Raw genomic sequence first — 19,242 nt, forward strand, 5'->3', positions numbered from 1 at the left:
CGGCTGGGCTATTCGCGGTGTTCCAGCATCTCGTTGTAGCGCAGGGCGAGAAGCGTGCAGAGGGCACCCGACAAGAGATATGCACCCGCCGCGATCAGACCGAGATGTTCGGTGAGATAGAGTGCGACGAAAGGCGACAGACCCGCACCGAAGAGCCATGCGAGATCGGAAACGAGAGCGGAGCCGGTATACCGGTATCTGGTGGGGAAGTTGGAGGCGACAGCGCCGGAACACTGGCCGAACGAAAGACCGAGAATGATGAAGCCGGAGATCATGTAGACGACTTCGCCCGCCTCGCCCTGGGCCAGCATCGAGGGCGCAAAGCCGCTGAAGACCGCGATCAGAAGCGCGGTTGTTCCGAGGAGATTGCGTCGGCCGTACTTGTCGGCAAGCATACCGGATGCCACGACCGAAAGCGCGCAAACGGCAGCGCCCACGCTTTCGATGATCAGGAAGCGGGTGACGCTCTCGCTGGTATAAAGCTCGACCCACGAGAGCGGAAACACCGTGACCATGTGGAACATGGCAAAGCTCGCAAGCGGCGCGAAGGCACCGACGATGATGACCTTGCCATAAGCCTTGACCGTTTCTCGCACGCGGGACGCCTGCAATTCACGGCGCTCGAACTGATGCACGTATTCCGGCGTCGCGACGATACGCAGCCTGCTGAAGAGCGCGACAACGTTGATTGCGAAGGCGACGAAGAACGGGAACTGCCATCCCCAGCTCATGAATTCTTCGTCGGGCAAAAAGCCCTGGAAGAAGGCGAACAGGCCTGAGGCGACAATGAGGCCGAACGGCGCGCCCAGCTGCGGGACCATGGCCCACCAGCCTTTGTTTTTTTCTGGCGCATTCATCGCGAGAAGAGATGCAAGCCCGTCCCAGGTGCCGCCGATCGCAATTCCCTGTCCGATCCTGAAAAGCGCGAGAAGCCAGATCGAGAAGGCGCCGACCTGTTCATAGGACGGCAGGAATGCGACCACCACGGTGGAGGAGCCGAGAAGGAAAAGCGCAATCGTAAGCTTCGTGCCCTTACCGTGACGACGGTCGATCGCCATGAAAAGCCAGGTTCCGAACGGTCTTGCCAGGAAAGCGAGACCAAAGAGCGCGAACGAATAGAGCGTGCCCGTCACCGGATCGACGAAAGGAAAGACGAGTCTCGGGAACACGAGCACAGACGCGATGGCAAAGACGAAGAAGTCGAAGAATTCCGATGTCCGGCCGATCACGACGCCGACGGAAATATCGCTCGGATTGAGAACATGCTTTCCGTGATGGCGTTCGTGAGTCGAACCCGCGAAAGCTCCGTCTGCCACTGTATCGCTCATCCAACATCCTCATGCTTTCGTCGCGTGCGAGTGACATTATCGCACTCGAAGCGGCCTTTTGTCACCGAACGTGACAACCCGCCATCCCGAAAAAGCTTGAGGCGAGACGTGAAACGTTCAATACCAGCATCTGTTGGCAGTCAATGGTCGGCAGCTGTCAGCAATGCCGCAGATCGCCGTCCAGATATCGCGGGTTCCCGTCTCTTGCGACTTTTTCGAATTCTCATCGTCCTGCCTCTCCTCCTCGCCCTTTCGGCGTGCGGTGACCTGGTGGTCCTCTTCCCCGAGGGTGACATTGCCGCGCGTCAGCGCGACATGCTCCTGATCTCGACGGGGCTGATGCTCCTCATCATCATTCCGGTGATCGTGCTCACACTCTGGTTTGCCTGGAAATATCGGGCACAGAATACCGGCGAAGCCTATGCGCCCGATTGGGACCATTCGACCAAGCTGGAGTTGGCAGTCTGGGGTGCCCCGCTTCTGATCATTGTGGTACTCGGCGCCATCACCTGGGTCGGAACCCATCTCCTCGATCCCTATCGGCCGATCGACGAGATCACGAGCAGTTCCGAGGTGAATCACGAGGCCGAACCGCTCAAGGTTCAGGTGGTCGCGCTGAACTGGAAGTGGCTTTTCATTTACCCGGAATACAATATCGCGACCGTCAACGAGCTCGCCGCTCCGGTCAATCGGCCGATCAAGTTCGAGCTGACGGCCGAATCTGTGATGAACGCTTTTTACGTTCCCACCCTTGCCGGCATGATCTATGCGATGCCGGGCATGGAAACGCAGCTTCACGCAGTCATCAATAAAGCCGGCACGTATGAAGGCTTCGCGTCCCACTATAACGGCGCGGGCTTCTCCGGCATGCGCTTCAAGTTCCTTGGCCAGAGCGACGACGAGTTCGAGGGCTGGGTCTCCAAGGTGCGCTCGGAGAATGGGGAGCTCGATCGCGAAAGCTATCTGAAGCTGGCCGCGCCGAGCGAATACGATCCGGTGAAATATTTCGGCGCGGTCAATCCGCATCTCTACGGCCGGATCGTCGGCATGTGCGTGCGAGAGGGCAAGCTTTGCATGCAGGAAATTCATCATATCGACGCAGGTCATGCGGAGCCGCCGGAAAACCTCAGTATCGACCAGCTCCGCCACAGCCCAGGGGCGTTCGCCGAGTTCGAGGACCGCTCTGATGTGCCTCAGGGCGCAACGGCTCCGGCCTCCGGACGAGTTCCGCATACGGATCGGAAGCTTGAGGGCGAGAGCGACGAGGGATGGAGTTCGATCGCCCCCGCACAGCTCAACTTTCGAAATTGACGCAGATGGCAGGCGTTGAGACCGCACGCGGCGGCCTCGACGATACAGACCCTAAGCAAGACAGAGACGTTTCACGATGCTAGCCAATACCGACCTGTCCCGTTGGATTTTCGGTCGTCTGACGCTGGACGCCATCCCCTATTACGACCCGATTCTGGTCTCGACCTTCATCGTCGTCGCGCTGGCTGGTGGTGCCCTCGTCGCGGCCATCACCTATTATCGCCTGTGGGGCTATCTCTGGTACGAATGGTTCACGAGCGTCGATCACAAGAAGATCGGCATCATGTACATCGTCCTGGCAATCGTGATGCTCTTGCGTGGCTTTGCCGACGCCATCCTGATGCGAAGCCAGCAGGCGATCGCCTTCAACGGCAATGAAGGCTTCCTGCCCGCGCACCACTACGATCAGATCTTCACCGCCCATGGCGTGATCATGATCTTCTTCGTGGCGATGCCGCTCATCACCGGCCTGATGAACTACGTGATTCCGCTTCAGATCGGCGCACGTGACGTCGCGTTCCCGTTCCTCAACAACTTCTCCTTCTGGATGACCGCCGGCGGCGTGATCCTGATCATGGCCTCGCTCTTCATCGGCGAATTCGCGCGCACGGGCTGGCTCGCCTTTCCGCCGCTCTCGGGGGCAGAATTCTCGCCGGGGGTCGGTGTCGACTACTATATATGGGGGCTACAGATCGCCGGCGTCGGAACTCTGTTGTCGGGCATCAACCTTCTCGTCACGATCGTGAAGATGCGCGCGCCGGGCATGACCATGATGCGCCTGCCGATCTTCGTCTGGTCGGGCCTTTGCACCAATGTTCTGATCATCGCCGCATTTCCGGTCCTGACCGCGGTGCTCACCATGCTCGCACTTGATCGCTACGTGGGATTGAATTTCTTCACGAACGATCTCGGCGGCAATTCCATGATGTACTTCAACCTCATCTGGATCTGGGGTCATCCGGAGGTCTACATCCTCATCCTGCCGCTGTTCGGCGTGTTTTCCGAGATTACCTCGACCTTCTCGGGCAAGCGGCTCTTCGCCTACACCTCGATGGTCTACGCTCTCGTCGTCATCACGATCCTCTCCTACCTCGTCTGGCTGCACCACTTCTTCACCATGGGCAACGGCGCGAGCGTCAACTCCTTCTTCGCGATCACGACCATGATCATCTCCATTCCGACCGGGGTGAAGATCTTCAACTGGCTGTTCACGATGTATGAAGGGCGAATCCGGTTCGAGCTTCCGATGATGTGGACGGTCGCCTTCATGGTCACCTTCGTCATCGGTGGCATGACGGGCGTCCTTCTCGCGGTTCCGCCCGTCGACTTCACGGTGCACAACTCGCTCTTCCTCGTTGCCCATTTCCACAACGTGATCATCGGCGGCGTCCTGTTCGGCTCGTTCGCCGCGATCAACTTCTGGTTCCCCAAGGCGTTCGGTTTCAAGCTCGACGTCTTCTGGGGCAAGGTCAGCTTCTGGTGCTGGGTCGCCGGCTTCTACCTCGCCTTCATGCCGCTCTACGTGCTCGGCCTGATGGGCGTGACTCGGCGCCTGCGTGAGTTCGAGGACCCCTCGCTGCAGATCTGGTTCATTCTTGCCGCAGCAGGCGCGGCCCTTATCGCCGCCGGTATCGGCGCGATGCTGATGCAGTTCTACGTCTCGATCCGGGATCGCGAGAAGCTCAGGGATGTCACTGGTGACCCCTGGGATGGGCGTACCCTCGAATGGGCGACGTCCTCGCCGCCGCCGGAATACAACTTCGCCTTCTCGCCGATCGTCGGGGATATCGATGCCCTGGCGGACATGAAAAAGCGCAATTTCAGCCGGCCGACGGAAGGCTTCAAACCGATCCACATGCCGAAAAGCACCGAGGCCGGCATCGTGATCGCAGGTCTTGCGACGCTCTGCGGCTTCGCGCTGATCTGGTACATCTGGTGGCTCGCACTGCTCAGCTTCGTCGCGACCATCGGCTATTCGATCTATCATACCTTCAATTATGACCGGGACTACTTCATTCCGGCCGAAGAGGTGGCGAAGCAGGAAACCGCTTACGCCGCAATGCTGGCCCCCGGGGAATAGGACGCATGTCGGACGCAGCACTCCAGAAGAACCAGCCGCCCGAGGCGTTCTTCGATATGAACGAAGGCCATCACGATTCGGGGTCGAGCACCATGCTCGGCTTCTGGATCTATCTGATGAGCGACTGCCTGATTTTTGCGGTCCTGTTCGCGACCTACGGCGTTCTGGGCTCGAACTATGCCGCCGGCCCAAGACCGCATGAGCTCTTCGATCTCTGGCTGGTGGCGCTCAATACCACCATGCTGCTCCTGTCCTCGATCACCTACGGCTTTGCCATGATCGCGATGCAGGCGCGCCGGAAGAACATGGTCCTGATCTGGCTTGCCATCACCGGCGTGTTCGGTGCAGCCTTTCTGGGGATCGAACTCTACGAGTTTTACCATCTCTTCGCCGAAGGTGCCCCGCCACAACGCAGTGGCTTCCTGACGGCGTTCTTCACTCTGGTCGGCACGCACGGTCTCCATGTGACCTTCGGCATCCTCTGGCTGATCATTCTTGTCTTCCAGGTCCAGAAACACGGACTGATCGCGGATAATCGCAGGCGTTTGATGTGCCTGTCCATGTTCTGGCACTTCCTCGACGTCGTCTGGATCGGCGTCTTCTCCTTCGTCTACCTCATCCGGATGATCTGATGGCGTCCAGCACGCATACCGCGACCGACCCCCACTCCGCCGCCGAGCACTCGAACCATGGCGAAGGCCATATGGAGGGCGGCGAAGCCCATGCCACGTACAAGGGTTACGTGACCGGCTTCGTCCTCTCGGTCATCCTGACGGCGGTCCCGTTCTGGCTCGTCATGGCCCGGCCGATCGAGGATGGTGCGCTGACCGGCATTCTCGTCATCGGCTTCGCCGTGGTGCAGATCTTCGTCCACATGGTCTATTTCCTTCACATGGACGCAAAATCCGAAGGCGGCTGGACCATCATGGCGCTGATCTTCACCGCGACCCTCTTGGTCATCGTCATCTCCGGCTCGCTCTGGGTCATGTATCATCTCAACAAGAACATGATGCCGGGAGGCGAGCTCGGCGTAGAGCAATCCATCGGCGCGGGAACGTCGGACAGCGCTCCGGTCAATGAGCTCTCTCCGATTGGCAGCAGCGATGACCAGCCGGAAGCACCGGTCGCGCCAGTTCCGCCGCCGCTTGAAGGTGAGGGAACACAGGAGGCGCCGGCCGCTGGTCCCTCGGCTCCGTCCGAGGGAGGCGAAGCGGCGCCCGAGCAGGCCTCCGAGCCTGCGTCTTCCTCCGCGGAGACGCCGGAGACGGCTGACGAGGGTGCTGTGGCTGAGCCGAGGGCCGAAGACGGCGGCGAGACTGATGCAGCGCCAGCCACGACGGATGGCGAAGCCGGCCGGCCCCATATCGTCATTCTTCCCCGGGGCGGGAACGGTTCTTGAATTGGTTGGGCTCCTCGTCGGAGCCCGACGACTGCTCACCATGACCGACAAGACTGACGCCATGGAAGGCCCGCGTGGACCCAGACGGCCGGGCCGAAGGAGGACCCGCTTCTGGGTAATCCTCGGCTGCGTCTCCGCCGTGCTGTTCACGATTTTCGTCAGCCTCGGCATCTGGCAGGTCGAGCGACGGGCCTGGAAGCTCGAGCTGATCGCAGCGGTCGAGGAGCGGGCGACGGCGGTGCCTGTCAATGCTCCCGGCCCCAATCAATGGGCCAGCCTTTCCTTCGAGGCCGACGAATATCGCCACGTCGCCGTCACCGGCGAGTTCGTGAAAGGCTCCGATGCCCTCGTTCAGGCAACGACGGATTACGGATTTGGCTACTGGCTGATGACCCCGCTCGAGACCGGGCGGGGGTTCACCGTCTTCGTCAATCGCGGTTTCGTGCCCTCGAGGGATCTTGCCGGTTCGATCGAACCCCCGGCGGGCGACGTTACCCTGGCCGGTCTCTTGCGCATGAGCCAGCCCGGCGGCGCTTTTCTGCGAAGCAATGATCCCGTGTCAGGCCGCTGGTACTCCCGCGATATTGCGGCGATCGCCGAGACCGAAGGCATTTCCGGGCCGGTGGCACCCTATTTCATCGACGTCGAGGGCATGGCGGAAACAGTGCCTTCAGGGAGCAATCCGAGCTACCCGGTCGGCGGCCTCACGGTCACGCAGTTCCGCAATTCCCATCTTTCCTATGCGCTCACCTGGTTCGCTCTCGCGGGGCTGACCCTCCTCGGGACGGCCATCGTCGTGAAACGCTTCGGGGCCTGGACGAACCGGCGCGATTCTTGACATCGCGGGTGAGTTTGTATTGTTCGGCGCGAAAACACGCGGCATCGAGACTTGATATCCCGTTCATGATGCGGGGCGGGCGACTGCCTCACGCCGCGTGGCTGTTTTCCAACAAGGTCCGTTTTCTATGGAAAAGATCAAGGTCGGTATTCTGGGCGCGAGTGGTTACACGGGTGCGGATCTCATGCGCCTCGCCCTTCGCCATCCGGCGATCGAACTCACCGTGCTGACGGCGAACAGCCATGCCGGCAAGCCGGTGAAGGATGTGTTCCGGCACTTTTCCCATGTCGAACTGCCGGACCTCGTCTCGATCGACGATGCGAACTGGGGTGCCGTGGACGCTGTCTTCTGCGGCCTGCCGCACGGGACCACGCAGGCGATCACCAAGCAGATTTTCGAGAGCCATCCGAAGGTCAAGATCATCGACATGTCGGCCGATTTCCGGCTGCGCGATCCGGCCGCCTATAAGGAGTGGTACGGTCTCGACCATATCGCGACCGAGATACAGCCGGAAGCGGTCTACGGCCTTACCGAGCTCTACCGCGACGACGTCGCGCATGCGCGGCTCATCGCCTGTCCGGGCTGCTACCCGACTGCCGTTCTTCTCTCGCTGGTCCCGCTCGCAGCGGCCGGTCTCGTCGATGCGACGGATCTGGTCATCGATGCGAAATCCGGCGTCTCGGGCGCCGGTCGCGGCCTGAAGGAAAACACGCTTTTCTGCGAGGCCGGCGAGGGCCTGTCACCTTATGCGGTCGGCAAGCATCGCCACATGGCCGAGATCGAGCAGGAGATCGGCAAGGCCGCAAACCTTGAGGATCTCCGGGTGAACTTCACGCCCCATCTCATCCCGATGAGCCGCGGCGAGCTGACCACGAGCTATGTGCGGATGAAGGACGGCGCCAGTGCGTCCGACCTTAAGAACGCGCTGATCGACGCTTATTCCGGCGAGCCGTTCGTGACCATTCTCGACGGCGAGACGCTTCCGCAGACCCAGATGGTGCGCGGCTCCAATTATGTGGCGATGAATGTGATCCCCGACCGGATACCCGGCCGCGCCATCGTCATTTCCACCCTCGACAATCTCGTGAAGGGCTCGGCCGGACAGGCGCTCCAGAACTTCAATCTCGCCTATGGATTGGACGAAACGCTTGGTCTGGAGCAGCTGCCACTGTTCCCGTAGCCGTCAGTTGGCGGTCGTCCCGTTTCCAAGGGTGTCTTGCAGGAATAGTCCGAAGATCACCCAGGAGCGTTTGTCCGCCGTTGCGTCATAACGGTCGGAGCCGATCACAGTGAAGGCGTGAGGCGCACCGGAATAGATGTCGAGCTGGTAGGGGATGCCGGCCTCTTCCAGCGTCTTGGCGAGATTGGCGGCGTCGTCGATGGAGATCGAGGTGTCCGCGCCGCCATGCTCGATGAGGATCGGCGGCGTGTCGGAAGGGTAGCTTTGGCCCTCCGGCGTATCGAGGCCCCCGTGGAATGTCGCATATCCGGCAATGTCGCTCGCCTTGCCGGAGCGCGCAAGTTCCAGAACGGCCGCGCCACCGAAGCAATATCCCATGACGACAGCCTCGCCCGCATCGGATTGGCTCCGTGCCGTTTCCAGCCCCGCGAGGATACGACTGCGCATCGCCTCCCGGTCCTCATAAAGCTTGCCGGTTTCGGCCTTCTTGGCCTCGGTCGTCTCCGGCCGGTTTCCGGCACCGTAGAGATCGACGGCGAAGGCGTCGTAACCAAGAGCCGCCAGCATATCGGCACGCTGGCGCTCGTAGTCTGTCAGGCCGTCCCAATCGTGGATGATGAGGACGAGCCCCATGCCTTCGCCTTCGGTTGTGGCCGGTGCATAATAGCCTTCGTAATCGGCACCATCGGCCTGATAGCTCACGGCTTCGCCCGCGAGCGCGCTTCCCGCCGTGAGTGCCATTGTGAGCGAGGCGGCGGTCGCGAGAACCTGTCTGCGGATCGTCATCATATCTCCTTCGGCATATTGGGTGCCCTATGGAGACAAGCTAAGGCAGATGCCTGCCGGGACCGATCAAGCCGGCTTCAAAGCTTCGTGCGCACCGTACCGTGCTTCATGACGGTGAGCCTCTGCGTTTTGTCGCAGGTCTAAAAGGATGACAAAGGCGTGGACGGACTGAAGGCAGGGAAAAATGGTCGGAGTGGCAAGATTCGAACTTGCGACCCCCTCGTCCCGAACGAGGTGCGCTACCAGGCTGCGCTACACTCCGACACCACCGACACTTGCGCTGAAGTTCGCCGGATGAGCGCTCCTATAACCGCTCCATCCGGCGCCCGCAAGCGCCTCCTTCCATGAAATCGTATCGCTCTCCGCTCTCTGTTACAGATGCCGGCGATCGCGAAAAATCCTGGCCCCGTCAGGTGACGGGCAGTTCCCGCTTCTCGGTTTCCACACCGGCGATCGCATTCGCGAAATCTTTCGCCTTGAACGGTTCGAGATCGTCGATTCCTTCGCCGACGCCGACGAAATAGACCGGCAGCTTGTGCTTCGCCCCGATTGCGACAAGAATGCCGCCGCGTGCCGTGCCGTCGAGCTTGGTCATGACGAGGCCGTTCACGCCGGCGACGTTCCGGAAGATGTCGACCTGGTTCATGGCATTCTGGCCGGTGGTCGCATCAAGCGTCTGAAGCACCGTATGCGGTGCGTCCGGATCGCGCTTTTGCAGGACACGGATGATCTTTTCGAGCTCGGCCATCAGCTCCGCCTTGTTCTGCAGTCGCCCGGCCGTGTCGATGATGAGAACGTCCGACTTGTTCTTCACCGCGACGTCGTATGCATCAAAGGCAAGCCCGGCCGCATCGGCGCCGATCTGGCGCGCGACGACTTCCGAGCCGGTGCGCTCGCCCCAGATCTTCAGCTGTTCGACGGCGGCCGCGCGGAAGGTGTCGCCGGCTGCCAGCGTGACGCTGATGCCCGCGCGTGTCAGCTTGGCTGCCAGTTTGCCAATCGTCGTCGTCTTGCCGGTTCCGTTGACGCCGACCACCAGAATGACGTGCGGCACCTTTTCGAGATCAAGTTCGAGCGGTTGCGCCACCGGATCGAGCGTCTTTTCGATTTCCTCGGCGAGGACGCGCTTCACCTCGGCGCCAGAAATTTCCTTGCCGTAGCGGCCATCGGACAGCCGGTCTGTGATGCGCATGGCGGTCTCGACGCCGAGATCAGCCTGAATCAGAACGTCTTCGAAATCCTGAAGGACGTCCTCGTCGAGTTTGCGCTTGGTGAAGATCGAGGTGATCGAGCCGGTGAGGTTGGAGGATGACCGGCCGAGCGCTTCGCGCAGCCTTTGCAGCCAGGGCAGCTTGGGTGCTGCGGCAACGCTCTCGTCCTCGCGCCGGGCTTCCTCGCGGAGCCGAAAGCCGGCATCGTCCGAGACTTCCGGGAGTGGCCGGTCTCTCGCAACGGCGCTCGACCGCGTCGTGGTCTCGTCCTCATCCGGCGGAAGGTCGCTGTCGAGCCAGGAAAAGTCGGCATCCCCCGTCTCGGCCTCATCATCGGCGTCGCCATCGCTTCGAAGGAATTCAGGCTCGTCGCTTCGTTCCCCAAGCTCGTGATGATGCTCGCCTGCTTCCGGCACGGAGGTAGGCGCGTGATCCGGATCGTGGTCGTGGACCGGGTTGTAGCTGTGATCGACCGGCGCCGTGCCCTGCGGCTTCAGGCCTTGGTCGGCCGGGGCTGGCGGTACTCCAGCCTCGCCGGAAATCGGCTCGTCATCGCCCGGCCGCAACCAGTCGTCGTCGCGGCTGGCTGTTTCGTCCTGGTCGGCAGTGGGTTCATCGACTGGGGCGTCGAGGAAAGAGAAATCCTTCTTCTCTTCGCTATTTTCTCGCAAGTCCTCCGACGTATCGTCGCTGTCGAGAAAGCTGAAATCAGAGGATTGGTCGTCCGAAGTGGCGGTGTCGCCGTTTTCATCGGCGGCCATCTCGCCGGTCGGTTCTGCGGCGCGGGTAACGTCGTCCGTCGCTCCGCCGTAGGACGGATGGTGCCCGACAGGCTCGGCTTCAGCTTCGAGCCGGGTTTCCTGAAGGTTCTCTTCAGGCTGCTCGTCTAGCTCCAGCTGCTCCGCTGCGCTGTTTTTTTTTGAGCCGCGCCGGCCGAGGAAGCTTCGTCCGATCCGTTCTTCCCCATCTCCTTGACAGGAGTGACGCCGCCCTGGTCCGAATTTTCGGCGCCAGCCTCGGAATCGGCGACGACGCTCGCCGCTGCCTTCGGTCGGACGTCGGGATCGGGTGCATTCTCGCGACCGACCTCGATGTCGTTCGGGCGGGGGGTCTGGCCGTTATCGGGTGTGCGCTCTTCCTCGCTCGCGGAGCCGAACGAAAAGATGCGTTTGAAGAAACTCTTTTTCTCGGCCATCGACGATCGTCTTTCTTCTTATCTGAGGCTCTTGCAGCGTTCAGTTGGGCATGTTGCTTTGATGAACAAGCGGGGACGCTTGAAGCATATTGTCTCGCACCCCGTCGATTCTAGCGGCAATCAGCGATCCGGGAAGACCGCCGTCTATGCGACAAAGGGTGAAATCCTCGGCGCGGCCGATGCCCTCGCGCTCGATCAGGATCGAGTGTTGCGTGCCGATTTGCCGCGTCAGATGGTTCGCGAACGCATCTTCGCCGGCGGAGCGGAGGCGGGCGGCGCGCTCCTTGACGATCGTCTTCGGCAGCTGCGGCATACGCGCGGCGGGCGTTCCCTCGCGCGGCGAAAACGGAAAGACGTGCAGGAAGGTGAGGCCGCATTCTTCCACAAGCTTCAGCGTGTTCTCGAACATCGCCTCGGTCTCGGTGGGAAAGCCTGCGATGAGATCGGCACCGAAGACGATTTCGGGGCGCTTCTTTCGCATCTCGGTACAGAACGCGATCGAATCGGCCCTCAGATGGCGGCGCTTCATGCGCTTCAGGATCATGTCGTCGCCGGCCTGAAGCGAGAGATGCAGATGGGGCATGACGCGGGGATCTGAGGCGATCGCCTCGATCAGCGCTTCGTCTGCCTCCACGCTGTCGATCGAAGAGAGGCGCAGGCGCGGCAGGTCCGGTACATTCTTCAAGATCGACTGGATGAGCTTGCCGAGCTTCGGTGCTCCGGGCAGGTCCGCGCCCCAGCTCGTCATGTCGACGCCGGACAGCACCACCTCGTTATAGCCGGAGCCGACCAGCCGCTTTACCTGTTCCACCACAGCGCCCATGGGCACGGAGCGGGAATTGCCCCGGCCATAGGGGATGATGCAGAAGGTGCATCGATGGTCGCAGCCGTTCTGGATCTGGACGATCGCGCGCGCGCGCCCCTCGATCGCATCGACCATATGGCCGGCGGTCTCGGTCACGCTCATGATGTCGTTGACCTTGACCTTTTCCTCCGCCGCGACGCCGAAATCGGGCAGGGCTGCGTAGCTTTCAGCCTTCAGCTTCTCGTCATTTCCGATGACCGCATCGACTTCGATCATCTCGGCGAAGCGTGCGGGTTCCGTCTGGGCCGCGCATCCGGTGACGACGATGCGCGCATCGGGGTTTTCACGCCTTGCCTTGCGAATCTGCTGGCGGGCCTGACGCACCGCCTCGGCGGTGACGGCGCAGGTGTTGAAGACGATGGCCGGCCGCTCGCCCGCGCCGAGTCCCGCAGCGCTTGCCTCGCGCTTCATCACCTCTGCCTCGTAGGTGTTGAGGCGGCAGCCGAAGGAGACGACATCGACACCCATCACGCCGCCGGCTCCGCTTCTGCCTCGCCATCGCGCACGAAGTCGCCCATCGCCGGATCGAGCCGGCCGGACCACATCCACGTCGCAGGGCCCGTCATCATCACCTTGTCGTCTTCGCGCCATTCGATGAGGAGATCGCCGCCGGGAACAGTGACGGTCACGGTGCGACCCGTGCGGCCGGTGCGGGCTGCGGAAACCGCTGCCGCGCACGCCGCCGAACCGCAAGCGAGGGTGAGCCCCACGCCGCGCTCCCAGGTGCGCAGGATCAGCGCATCGGGTGCCGTGACATGGGCGATCGAAATATTCGCGCGCTCGGGAAAGATCGGATGATGTTCGAGTATCGGTCCGAACCGCTCCAGGTCATGGGCCCAGACATCGTTCTTCACCCAGAAGATCGCATGGGGATTGCCCATGGACGCGACCGACGGCGAGTGGAGAACCGGCGCGTCGATAGGCCCGATCTGCAATTCGATGGCGCGGGTATCGCGGAATTCCTCGGCGAGCGGGATCTCCTGCCAGCCGAAACGGGGCTTGCCCATGTCGACGGTGATCAGGCCGTCCTCGCCTTCATGGGCGGTCAGGATGCCGGCGCGGGTCTCGAAGGTGAAGTCGCGCTGTCCGCTCTCGCTGCCGAGCGCCTGGACGACGCATCGCGTGCCGTTACCGCAGGCCTCCGCCTCCGATCCGTCGCGGTTGATGATGCGGATGAGGGCGTCCGTCCCGTCGAGGCGTGGGTCGTGGATGGCCATGATCTGGTCGAAGCGCGTCGCTTCGTGGCGCGCGAGGGCGCGCGCGGCTTCCGCCGAAATCCGCGCTTTCGAGCCGCGCATATCGGCGACGACGATCTCGTTTCCGAGACCGTTCATGCGCGCGAACGGCACGCTCATCCGGGTATTCTGGTCGCTCTGTCCACTCATGGCCGCTATATGGCCGATGATCGTGCCGATTGAAAGACGGTGAAGCGGGCTCGCGAAGAGGGGAAACCGGGAAGACTGCGGCGTCTCTTTCAGTCTCTGACAGCCGATGGGCGTCGACCTGTCGGCCGGCGCCCAATTGGCTCGATCGGTCGAGTCCGGTCAGTTGCCGGAAGAGGATGCGCCGCCACCGCCGCCTGAACTCTCACCGCCGCCGCCGGTTTCGCCGCCGCCGCCGCCCGCATCGATGTTCACGTCCGGCGCTTCGATGCTGACGTCGCCGCCACCGCCGCCGCCCGACGCGCCGCCGAAGAGACCGCCGCCGAAGGCGAAGAAGGCGCCGATCAGGATCACGACGAGCAGGACGCCCGCGATCAGCCAACCGCTGCCTCCGCCGCCACCGCCACCGCCTGACCCGCGATCATTGTTCACGATTACGGTGCGGTCTCGTGGCTCGTTCGACGGATTGGTGTTGCTCATAGGGACGACCTTCGCTGAGTTGTTTGATTCAGGACTCTCAAACGCCGGTTGACCAAGCCAGTTCCAAAGCCGCCCAAGCTTACGGTTAGCGGGTGGTGATTGTCTGTTTTGATGGCTGTTTTTGTCACTTTGCCGTGCAAGGGGTCTTCGCACGCGCACAATCCTGATAAGGCGTCGAACACGAGCGCCGGCCCTGTTTTTTCAAACCGCTGTCCGCCGTCCGAGACGCCAATCAAAGAAACGCGACGCGACGCATGACCGATCTCTTTCAATTTCTCGCCCGCAATGCCCGCTGGATCGCCGGCGGCTTTCTCCTGTGCTTCTTTTCCTCCTTCGGGCAGACCTTCTTCATCGCGCTGTCGAATGCGGAAATCCGTCAGGCCTTCGACCTCAGCCACGGCGATTTCGGCGTTCTCTACATGGTCGCGACCCTTGGAAGCGCGGCGACACTGCCCTTTCTCGGCGGTCTGCTCGATCGATATTCGATCATGTCGGTTTCGATCGGCGTCATGGTGATGCTGGCGCTCGCCTGTCTTGCCCTGTCTTTCGCCGGATCGATCGTGATGCTCGTCCTCGCGCTTTATCTCCTGCGCTTGTTCGGTCAGGGCATGATGACCGAAATCTCACACACCGCTATCGGCAAGTGGTTCGTGGCGAGCCGGGGACGGGCAATCGCGGTCTCGACGCTCGGTCTCCACTTCGGAACAGCGCTGTTTCCCTTCGGCTTCGTCGCGGCCTCCGGCGCCTTCGGCTGGCGCGGCGCCTGGGTCGTGGGGGCGGGGGTGGTTCTCGTCCTGTCCCTTCCGGTGATCGCAGCCCTTGTCCGGCGCGAGCGCGATCCGGTTGCGAGCGAGCCGCCGAGCACCGACAAGACGCCGGTTCGCGACTGGTCGCGCCGGGAAGTGCTGGGCGATCCTCGCTTCTATGTGGCGCTTCTCGGCGTCCTCGCGCCGCCCTTCATCGGCACGACGATCTTTTTCCATCAGGTCTATCTTACCGAGCTGAAAGGCTGGCCGCTCGAAACCTATGCGCTCGGTTTCACGGTCATGAGTGTGACGACGGTCATCGTGACGCTCATCACCGGCTCACTGATCGACCGGTTCACCTCGGTGCGGCTCCTGCCGAGTTTTCTTCTGCCGCTTGCGGGCGCCTGTTTCCTCGCCGCCTTCGGCCACGGCATCTGGACGATCTTTGCCTTCATGGCGCTTCTCGGCTTCAGCACCGGTCTGTCGTCGACCCTGCTTGGCTCGCTCTGGCCGGAGCTCTACGGGGCGGCCCATCTGGGCGCGATCCGCTCGATCGTCCTGTCGGCTGCCGTTCTCGCAACCGCCGTCGGGCCGGGCATCACCGGATTCCTCATCGATTACGGGGTCTCCTACGAGGCACAGCTCGCGGTCATGGGGCTCTACAGTCTGATTGCCGCCGTCGCCATGTTCGGCCTCTCGCGCCGGATCGCCGCCGGCCAGCCAAGTTACGCGCATCACTGAAGAGCATGCCGGTCCTGCGGTGGCGAGGCTCCGCCGGTTTCACTTCTCCCAATCGGTTCCGATCGCGTCGCGAGCGATCTCGTTGGATTGGTCCTTAATCTCCTCGGCTTCTTCATGGTCGTCCTCGGTCGCCTTCTCGGGATCTTCCACTGCCGATGGCACGTCAGTCAGGGCGAGGCTGAAGAAGATCGGAAAATGGTCCGACTTGATGTGCTCGCAGCGATGAATGCTGACGAGGGAGAAGTGCTCATCGTGAAACAGGTGGTCGAGCGGCCAGCGCAGCACGGGATAGCGTGCGTCGAACGTGTTGTAGAAGCCGCGTCCGACGCGCGGATCAAGAAGCTGGGAGAGGCGCTGGAACAGGCGCGTCGTATGCGACCAGGCGACATCGTTGAGATCGCCGAACACGATCGACGGCATTCCGTCGTCCTTGGCGAGCTTTGCAACGCGGATCAACTCGGCGTCGCGGCCCGATGAGTCGGCGTTCGGAACCGGCGGTTCTGGATGGACGCAATAGATGCGGGTGATCTCGTTGTTCTTCAGCCGCACATCGCAGACGAAGCAGGGCACCTTGTCCATGGTCAGGAATTTCACGTCGACCTTCACGAGTTCGAGGCGTGAATAGAGAATCATTCCGTAGGAATTGTCGTAGGGACGCGAGACGACATAGGGATAGCTCTCCTTGAGTGGCGAAAGTCCCTCGTCCCAGCCATCGTCGGCTTCCATGAAAAGCGCGATGTCGGCGTCCTCGTCATGGGTCATGTCGAGGCAGCGCTGATAGTCCCGGTTCGACATCTTCACATTGCAGGAGAGAACCGAAACCACATTGTCGCCGTGCGGATCGCCGTCATAGACATGGCTTTGCGCGCTGCGGATGGGCGTGAACTGACCGATCGCATAGCCATGAATGCCGAGCACGAGGATGAAGGTGATCAGCAGGGGATAGAGCCAGGCCGGGTCGGTCACGAAGACCGGCGTTGCCAAAAGGCACACGAGCGCGATCGCCGACATCTGCAATCGCGGAAACTCGCACATGCGCACCACGCCGTGGGAAATCCGCGTGAAAGGAATGAGCGCCGCCAGGCCGAGAATGACGGCTAGGACGGTCAGTATGATCAAGGCTGTCAAATTCGTCTCGCTTGTCGTCGACGTTCGGGACCCTTCGTTTCGAGACAGCTAGAACCAAAAGGCGGAACGTAAACTTGCAGGCCGACGCGAGAGCGTTCGCCGGCTCGTCAGCGGCCTGCTTTCCGGCCGCGCGGTTGACTTTGCGCCGGAAGCCGTGCTTTAGGCAGCCTTGATCTCACGCGTTCATCGTCGTCTTCAGATCCGCCGACCGGGCTCCTTTCACTGAAAAAGCCGCCCGGAGGTCACCATCCGCCAGCGAGTTTCGCCCGCGGATGGCGTTTTGCTATGGGCATGGTCCATCGCATTCGGATTTGCGAGACGGGGGCGGACGCGCCACCTTGTCGGGTGGGATGTTTCCTCCGACCAGGAACAGGTGAATAGATGTTCGATAGTCTTCAGGACCGCCTTGGGTCCATTCTGAACGGTCTGACCGGCCGCGGCGCGCTCTCCGAAAAGGATGTGAGCGCGGCCCTGCGGGAGGTCCGTCGTGCGCTGCTCGAAGCCGATGTCGCGCTGGAAGTGGTGCGCGAATTCACCGAGCGGGTGCGGGCGAAAGCCGTCGGCGCAGAAGTGCTGAAGTCGATCAAGCCCGGCCAGATGGTCGTCAAGATCGTCCATGACGAGCTGATCGAGACGCTGGGCTCCGAAGGCGTCACCATCGATCTCAACGCGCCCGCACCGGTCACCATCATGATGGTCGGTCTGCAGGGTTCGGGTAAGACGACGACCACCGGCAAGATCGCCAAGCGCCTGAAGGAAAAGCAGCGCAAAAAGGTGCTGATGGCCTCGCTCGATACGCGCCGTCCGGCCGCGCAGGAGCAGCTGAAGGTTCTTGGCGAGCAGACGCAGGTTGATACGCTGCCGATCATCGCGGGGCAGGGGCCGGTCGAGATCGCCGTGCGCGCCGAACAGGCCGCCCGTCTCGGCGGCTATGACGTCGTTATCCTCGACACCGCCGGCCGTACGCATATCGACGAGCCGCTGATGGTCGAGATGGCCAACATAAAGGCCAAGACCAAGCCTCACGAAATCCTGCTGGTCGCCGATAGTCTTACCGGTCAGGACGCGGTGAATCTCGCCCGCTCCTTCGATGAGCGCGTTGGCGTCACCGGCATCGTGCTCACCCGCGTCGACGGCGACGGGCGCGGCGGTGCGGCGCTGTCCATGCGCGCGGTCACCGGCAAACCGATCAAGCTCATCGGCGTCGGCGAAAAGATGGATGCGCTGGAGGATTTCCATCCCTCGCGCATCGCCGACCGTATTCTCGGCATGGGCGACATCGTCAGCCTCGTCGAGAAGGCGGCGGAGAACATCGACGCGGAAAAAGCCGCGGCGATGGCCAAGAAGATGCAGTCCGGCAAATTCGATCTGAACGATCTTGCCGATCAGATTCGCCAGATGCAGACCATGGGCGGAATGGGCGGCATGATGGGCCTGATGCCCGGCATGGGCAAGATGAAGGACCAGATGGCTTCGGCCGGTCTCGACGACAAGATGCTCAAGCGCCAGCTCGCCATCATCGGCTCGATGACGCCGAAGGAGCGCGCCCAGCCCGACCTGCTCAAGCACAGCCGCAAGAAGCGCATCGCGGCCGGCTCCGGCACCAATTCCGCCGAGATCAACAAACTTCTGAAAATGCACCGCCAGATGGCCGACATGATGAAAACCATGGGCAAGAAGGGCAAAGGCGGCATGATGAAGCAGATGATGGGTGGCCTTGCCGGCAAGATGGGCATGGGCGGCCTTGGAGGCGGAATACCGGGCGGCATGGGCGGCATGCCCGATCTTTCCAAAATGGACCCCAAGCAGCTCGAGCAGATGGCGAAGGCCATGCAGCAGGGCGGCGGCGCCGGCATGCCCAACATGCCCCCCGGCATTGGCGGCCCGGGTGGCCTGCCCGGGTTGCCCGGGTCCGGCGGTGGTGTGCCGGGTCTGCCCGGACTTCCGGGAAAGAAGAAATAGCTGGCAGCCCGCCGGCTCGAATTGACCACAAAACCAAAAGAACGGCAGCCGCTCCGAGCGATCTGCCCTCGCAAGAAGGAATAGAAAATGCCTGTTAAACTTCGCCTCGCCCGTGCCGGCTCGAAGAAGCGTCCTTACTACCACATCGTCGCCGCAGACACGCGCACCCCGCGCGATGGTCGCTTCATCGAGCAGCTCGGTTCCTGGAACCCGATGCTGCCGAAGGACGGTCAGCGCGTGACGCTCAACGAAGAGCGCATCAACTACTGGCTCGGTGAGGGCGCACAGCCGACCGACCGCGTTCTGCGCTTCCTCGATCAGGCTGGCATCGCCAACCGTCCCGAGCGCAAGAACCCGAAGAAGGCCGAGCCGGGCAAGAAGGCTCAGGAGCGCGTAGCAGAGCGCAAGCAGCGCGAGGAAGACGCCAGGGAAGCTGCGGAAAAGGCCAAGGCCGACGCAGAGAGCGCACCGGCTGGCGAAGAAACCGCTTCGGCCGAGTAATTCCAGGCTTCTTTGGAAGCTTCAAGACGGCGCGAAGGTCGAAAGGCTTTCGCGCCGTTTTTCGTTTGGCGCTGGATCGAGCGTTTTCGAACGGATGGGCTTTCGCGGG

General features: G+C 62.0%; 16 protein-coding genes, 1 tRNA gene and 1 pseudogene. 9 read left to right on the forward strand and 9 right to left on the reverse strand.

Going from position 1 to position 19,242, the window contains the following annotated elements:
- Positions 1-8: 8 nt before the first annotated feature.
- Positions 9-1,328, reverse strand: coding sequence for an MFS transporter (locus tag ABDX79_RS07290; protein ID WP_346219618.1), 1,320 nt, complete (start codon positions 1,326-1,328; stop codon positions 9-11).
- Between the two features lie 204 nt (positions 1,329-1,532).
- Here ABDX79_RS07290 and cyoA point away from each other — a divergent pair, with 204 nt between their 5' ends.
- The 6 genes and pseudogenes from cyoA to argC all read left to right on the forward strand — a co-directional run bounded on the left by cyoA (position 1,533) and on the right by argC (position 8,136).
- Positions 1,533-2,639 (forward strand): ubiquinol oxidase subunit II, encoded by a 1,107-nt coding sequence (cyoA, locus tag ABDX79_RS07295; RefSeq protein WP_346219619.1) that lies wholly within the window; start codon positions 1,533-1,535, stop codon positions 2,637-2,639.
- Between the two features lie 76 nt (positions 2,640-2,715).
- Entirely contained in the window at positions 2,716-4,719 is a 2,004-nt protein-coding gene (cyoB, locus tag ABDX79_RS07300) for a cytochrome o ubiquinol oxidase subunit I (protein WP_346219620.1), read from the forward strand.
- A 5-nt stretch (positions 4,720-4,724) separates the two neighbouring features.
- Positions 4,725-5,351: a cytochrome o ubiquinol oxidase subunit III gene (cyoC, locus tag ABDX79_RS07305; protein WP_346219621.1), complete on the forward strand. Its 627-nt coding sequence runs from the start codon at positions 4,725-4,727 to the stop codon at positions 5,349-5,351.
- Positions 5,351-5,734 (forward strand): annotated as a pseudogene (cyoD, locus tag ABDX79_RS07310) (cytochrome o ubiquinol oxidase subunit IV); the annotation flags it as partial. The gene cyoC and the pseudogene cyoD, both read left to right, overlap by 1 nt.
- Before the next feature lie 424 nt (positions 5,735-6,158).
- A complete protein-coding gene (locus ABDX79_RS07315; RefSeq protein WP_346219622.1) occupies positions 6,159-6,956 on the forward strand; it encodes an SURF1 family protein in 798 nt (265 codons plus the stop codon).
- A 127-nt stretch (positions 6,957-7,083) separates the two neighbouring features.
- Complete coding sequence (gene argC / locus ABDX79_RS07320; RefSeq protein ID WP_346219623.1) at positions 7,084-8,136, forward strand: N-acetyl-gamma-glutamyl-phosphate reductase; 1,053 nt, start codon at positions 7,084-7,086, stop codon at positions 8,134-8,136.
- A gap of 3 nt (positions 8,137-8,139) precedes the next feature.
- Here the strand turns inward: argC and ABDX79_RS07325 are convergent, their stop codons facing one another.
- From ABDX79_RS07325 to ABDX79_RS07355, 7 genes are all read right to left on the reverse strand, one after another.
- Positions 8,140-8,925 carry a dienelactone hydrolase family protein gene (locus ABDX79_RS07325; protein WP_346219624.1) on the reverse strand — a complete coding sequence of 262 codons (786 nt, stop codon included), beginning with the start codon at positions 8,923-8,925 and terminating at the stop codon, positions 8,140-8,142.
- A gap of 182 nt (positions 8,926-9,107) precedes the next feature.
- Positions 9,108-9,184 (reverse strand) — tRNA-Pro (locus tag ABDX79_RS07330).
- 147 nt (positions 9,185-9,331) lie between these two features.
- Complete coding sequence (gene ftsY / locus ABDX79_RS07335; RefSeq protein WP_346219625.1) at positions 9,332-10,894, reverse strand: signal recognition particle-docking protein FtsY; 1,563 nt, start codon at positions 10,892-10,894, stop codon at positions 9,332-9,334.
- Positions 10,895-11,019: 125 nt separating this feature from the next.
- The gene (locus ABDX79_RS07340) at positions 11,020-11,328 is read right to left on the reverse strand and encodes a hypothetical protein (RefSeq protein WP_346219626.1); all 309 of its coding nucleotides are present in this window, start codon (positions 11,326-11,328) and stop codon (positions 11,020-11,022) included.
- 40 nt (positions 11,329-11,368) lie between these two features.
- Positions 11,369-12,661, reverse strand: a complete 1,293-nt coding sequence (gene mtaB / locus ABDX79_RS07345) for a tRNA (N(6)-L-threonylcarbamoyladenosine(37)-C(2))-methylthiotransferase MtaB (RefSeq protein ID WP_346219627.1) — start codon at positions 12,659-12,661, stop codon at positions 11,369-11,371.
- Positions 12,661-13,578: a diaminopimelate epimerase gene (dapF, locus tag ABDX79_RS07350; protein ID WP_346219628.1), complete on the reverse strand. Its 918-nt coding sequence runs from the start codon at positions 13,576-13,578 to the stop codon at positions 12,661-12,663. Before dapF ends, mtaB begins: the two co-directional genes overlap by 1 nt.
- Before the next feature lie 159 nt (positions 13,579-13,737).
- Positions 13,738-14,055 carry a hypothetical protein gene (locus tag ABDX79_RS07355; protein WP_346219629.1) on the reverse strand — a complete coding sequence of 106 codons (318 nt, stop codon included), beginning with the start codon at positions 14,053-14,055 and terminating at the stop codon, positions 13,738-13,740.
- Positions 14,056-14,309: 254 nt separating this feature from the next.
- Between ABDX79_RS07355 and ABDX79_RS07360 the strand changes: the two genes are divergently transcribed.
- Complete coding sequence (locus ABDX79_RS07360; RefSeq protein ID WP_346219630.1) at positions 14,310-15,542, forward strand: MFS transporter; 1,233 nt, start codon at positions 14,310-14,312, stop codon at positions 15,540-15,542.
- Positions 15,543-15,581: 39 nt separating this feature from the next.
- Here the strand turns inward: ABDX79_RS07360 and ABDX79_RS07365 are convergent, their stop codons facing one another.
- A complete protein-coding gene (locus tag ABDX79_RS07365) occupies positions 15,582-16,670 on the reverse strand; it encodes an endonuclease/exonuclease/phosphatase family protein (RefSeq protein ID WP_346219631.1) in 1,089 nt (362 codons plus the stop codon).
- 381 nt (positions 16,671-17,051) lie between these two features.
- Between ABDX79_RS07365 and ffh the strand changes: the two genes are divergently transcribed.
- A complete protein-coding gene (ffh, locus tag ABDX79_RS07370; protein ID WP_346219632.1) occupies positions 17,052-18,632 on the forward strand; it encodes a signal recognition particle protein in 1,581 nt (526 codons plus the stop codon).
- Positions 18,633-18,719: 87 nt separating this feature from the next.
- Positions 18,720-19,133 carry a 30S ribosomal protein S16 gene (gene rpsP / locus ABDX79_RS07375; protein ID WP_346219633.1) on the forward strand — a complete coding sequence of 138 codons (414 nt, stop codon included), beginning with the start codon at positions 18,720-18,722 and terminating at the stop codon, positions 19,131-19,133.
- Positions 19,134-19,242 lie beyond the last annotated feature (109 nt).

Origin of the sequence: Fulvimarina fulva, assembly GCF_039652615.1 — a bacterium.
Lineage (GTDB): Bacteria > Pseudomonadota > Alphaproteobacteria > Rhizobiales > Rhizobiaceae > Fulvimarina.

Coding starts and splice junctions, on each gene's coding strand:
- ABDX79_RS07290 (WP_346219618.1), bottom strand. CDS start 1,328: ATGAGCGATACAGTGGCAGACGGAGCTTTCGCGGGTTCGACTCACGAA.
- cyoB (WP_346219620.1), top strand. CDS start 2,716: ATGCTAGCCAATACCGACCTGTCCCGTTGGATTTTCGGTCGTCTGACG.
- cyoC (WP_346219621.1), top strand. CDS start 4,725: ATGTCGGACGCAGCACTCCAGAAGAACCAGCCGCCCGAGGCGTTCTTC.
- ABDX79_RS07315 (WP_346219622.1), top strand. CDS start 6,159: ATGACCGACAAGACTGACGCCATGGAAGGCCCGCGTGGACCCAGACGG.
- argC (WP_346219623.1), top strand. CDS start 7,084: ATGGAAAAGATCAAGGTCGGTATTCTGGGCGCGAGTGGTTACACGGGT.
- ABDX79_RS07325 (WP_346219624.1), bottom strand. CDS start 8,925: ATGATGACGATCCGCAGACAGGTTCTCGCGACCGCCGCCTCGCTCACA.
- ftsY (WP_346219625.1), bottom strand. CDS start 10,894: ATGGCCGCCGATGAAAACGGCGACACCGCCACTTCGGACGACCAATCC.
- ABDX79_RS07340 (WP_346219626.1), bottom strand. CDS start 11,328: ATGGCCGAGAAAAAGAGTTTCTTCAAACGCATCTTTTCGTTCGGCTCC.
- mtaB (WP_346219627.1), bottom strand. CDS start 12,661: ATGGGTGTCGATGTCGTCTCCTTCGGCTGCCGCCTCAACACCTACGAG.
- dapF (WP_346219628.1), bottom strand. CDS start 13,578: ATGAGTGGACAGAGCGACCAGAATACCCGGATGAGCGTGCCGTTCGCG.
- ABDX79_RS07355 (WP_346219629.1), bottom strand. CDS start 14,055: ATGAGCAACACCAATCCGTCGAACGAGCCACGAGACCGCACCGTAATC.
- ABDX79_RS07360 (WP_346219630.1), top strand. CDS start 14,310: ATGACCGATCTCTTTCAATTTCTCGCCCGCAATGCCCGCTGGATCGCC.
- ffh (WP_346219632.1), top strand. CDS start 17,052: ATGTTCGATAGTCTTCAGGACCGCCTTGGGTCCATTCTGAACGGTCTG.
- rpsP (WP_346219633.1), top strand. CDS start 18,720: ATGCCTGTTAAACTTCGCCTCGCCCGTGCCGGCTCGAAGAAGCGTCCT.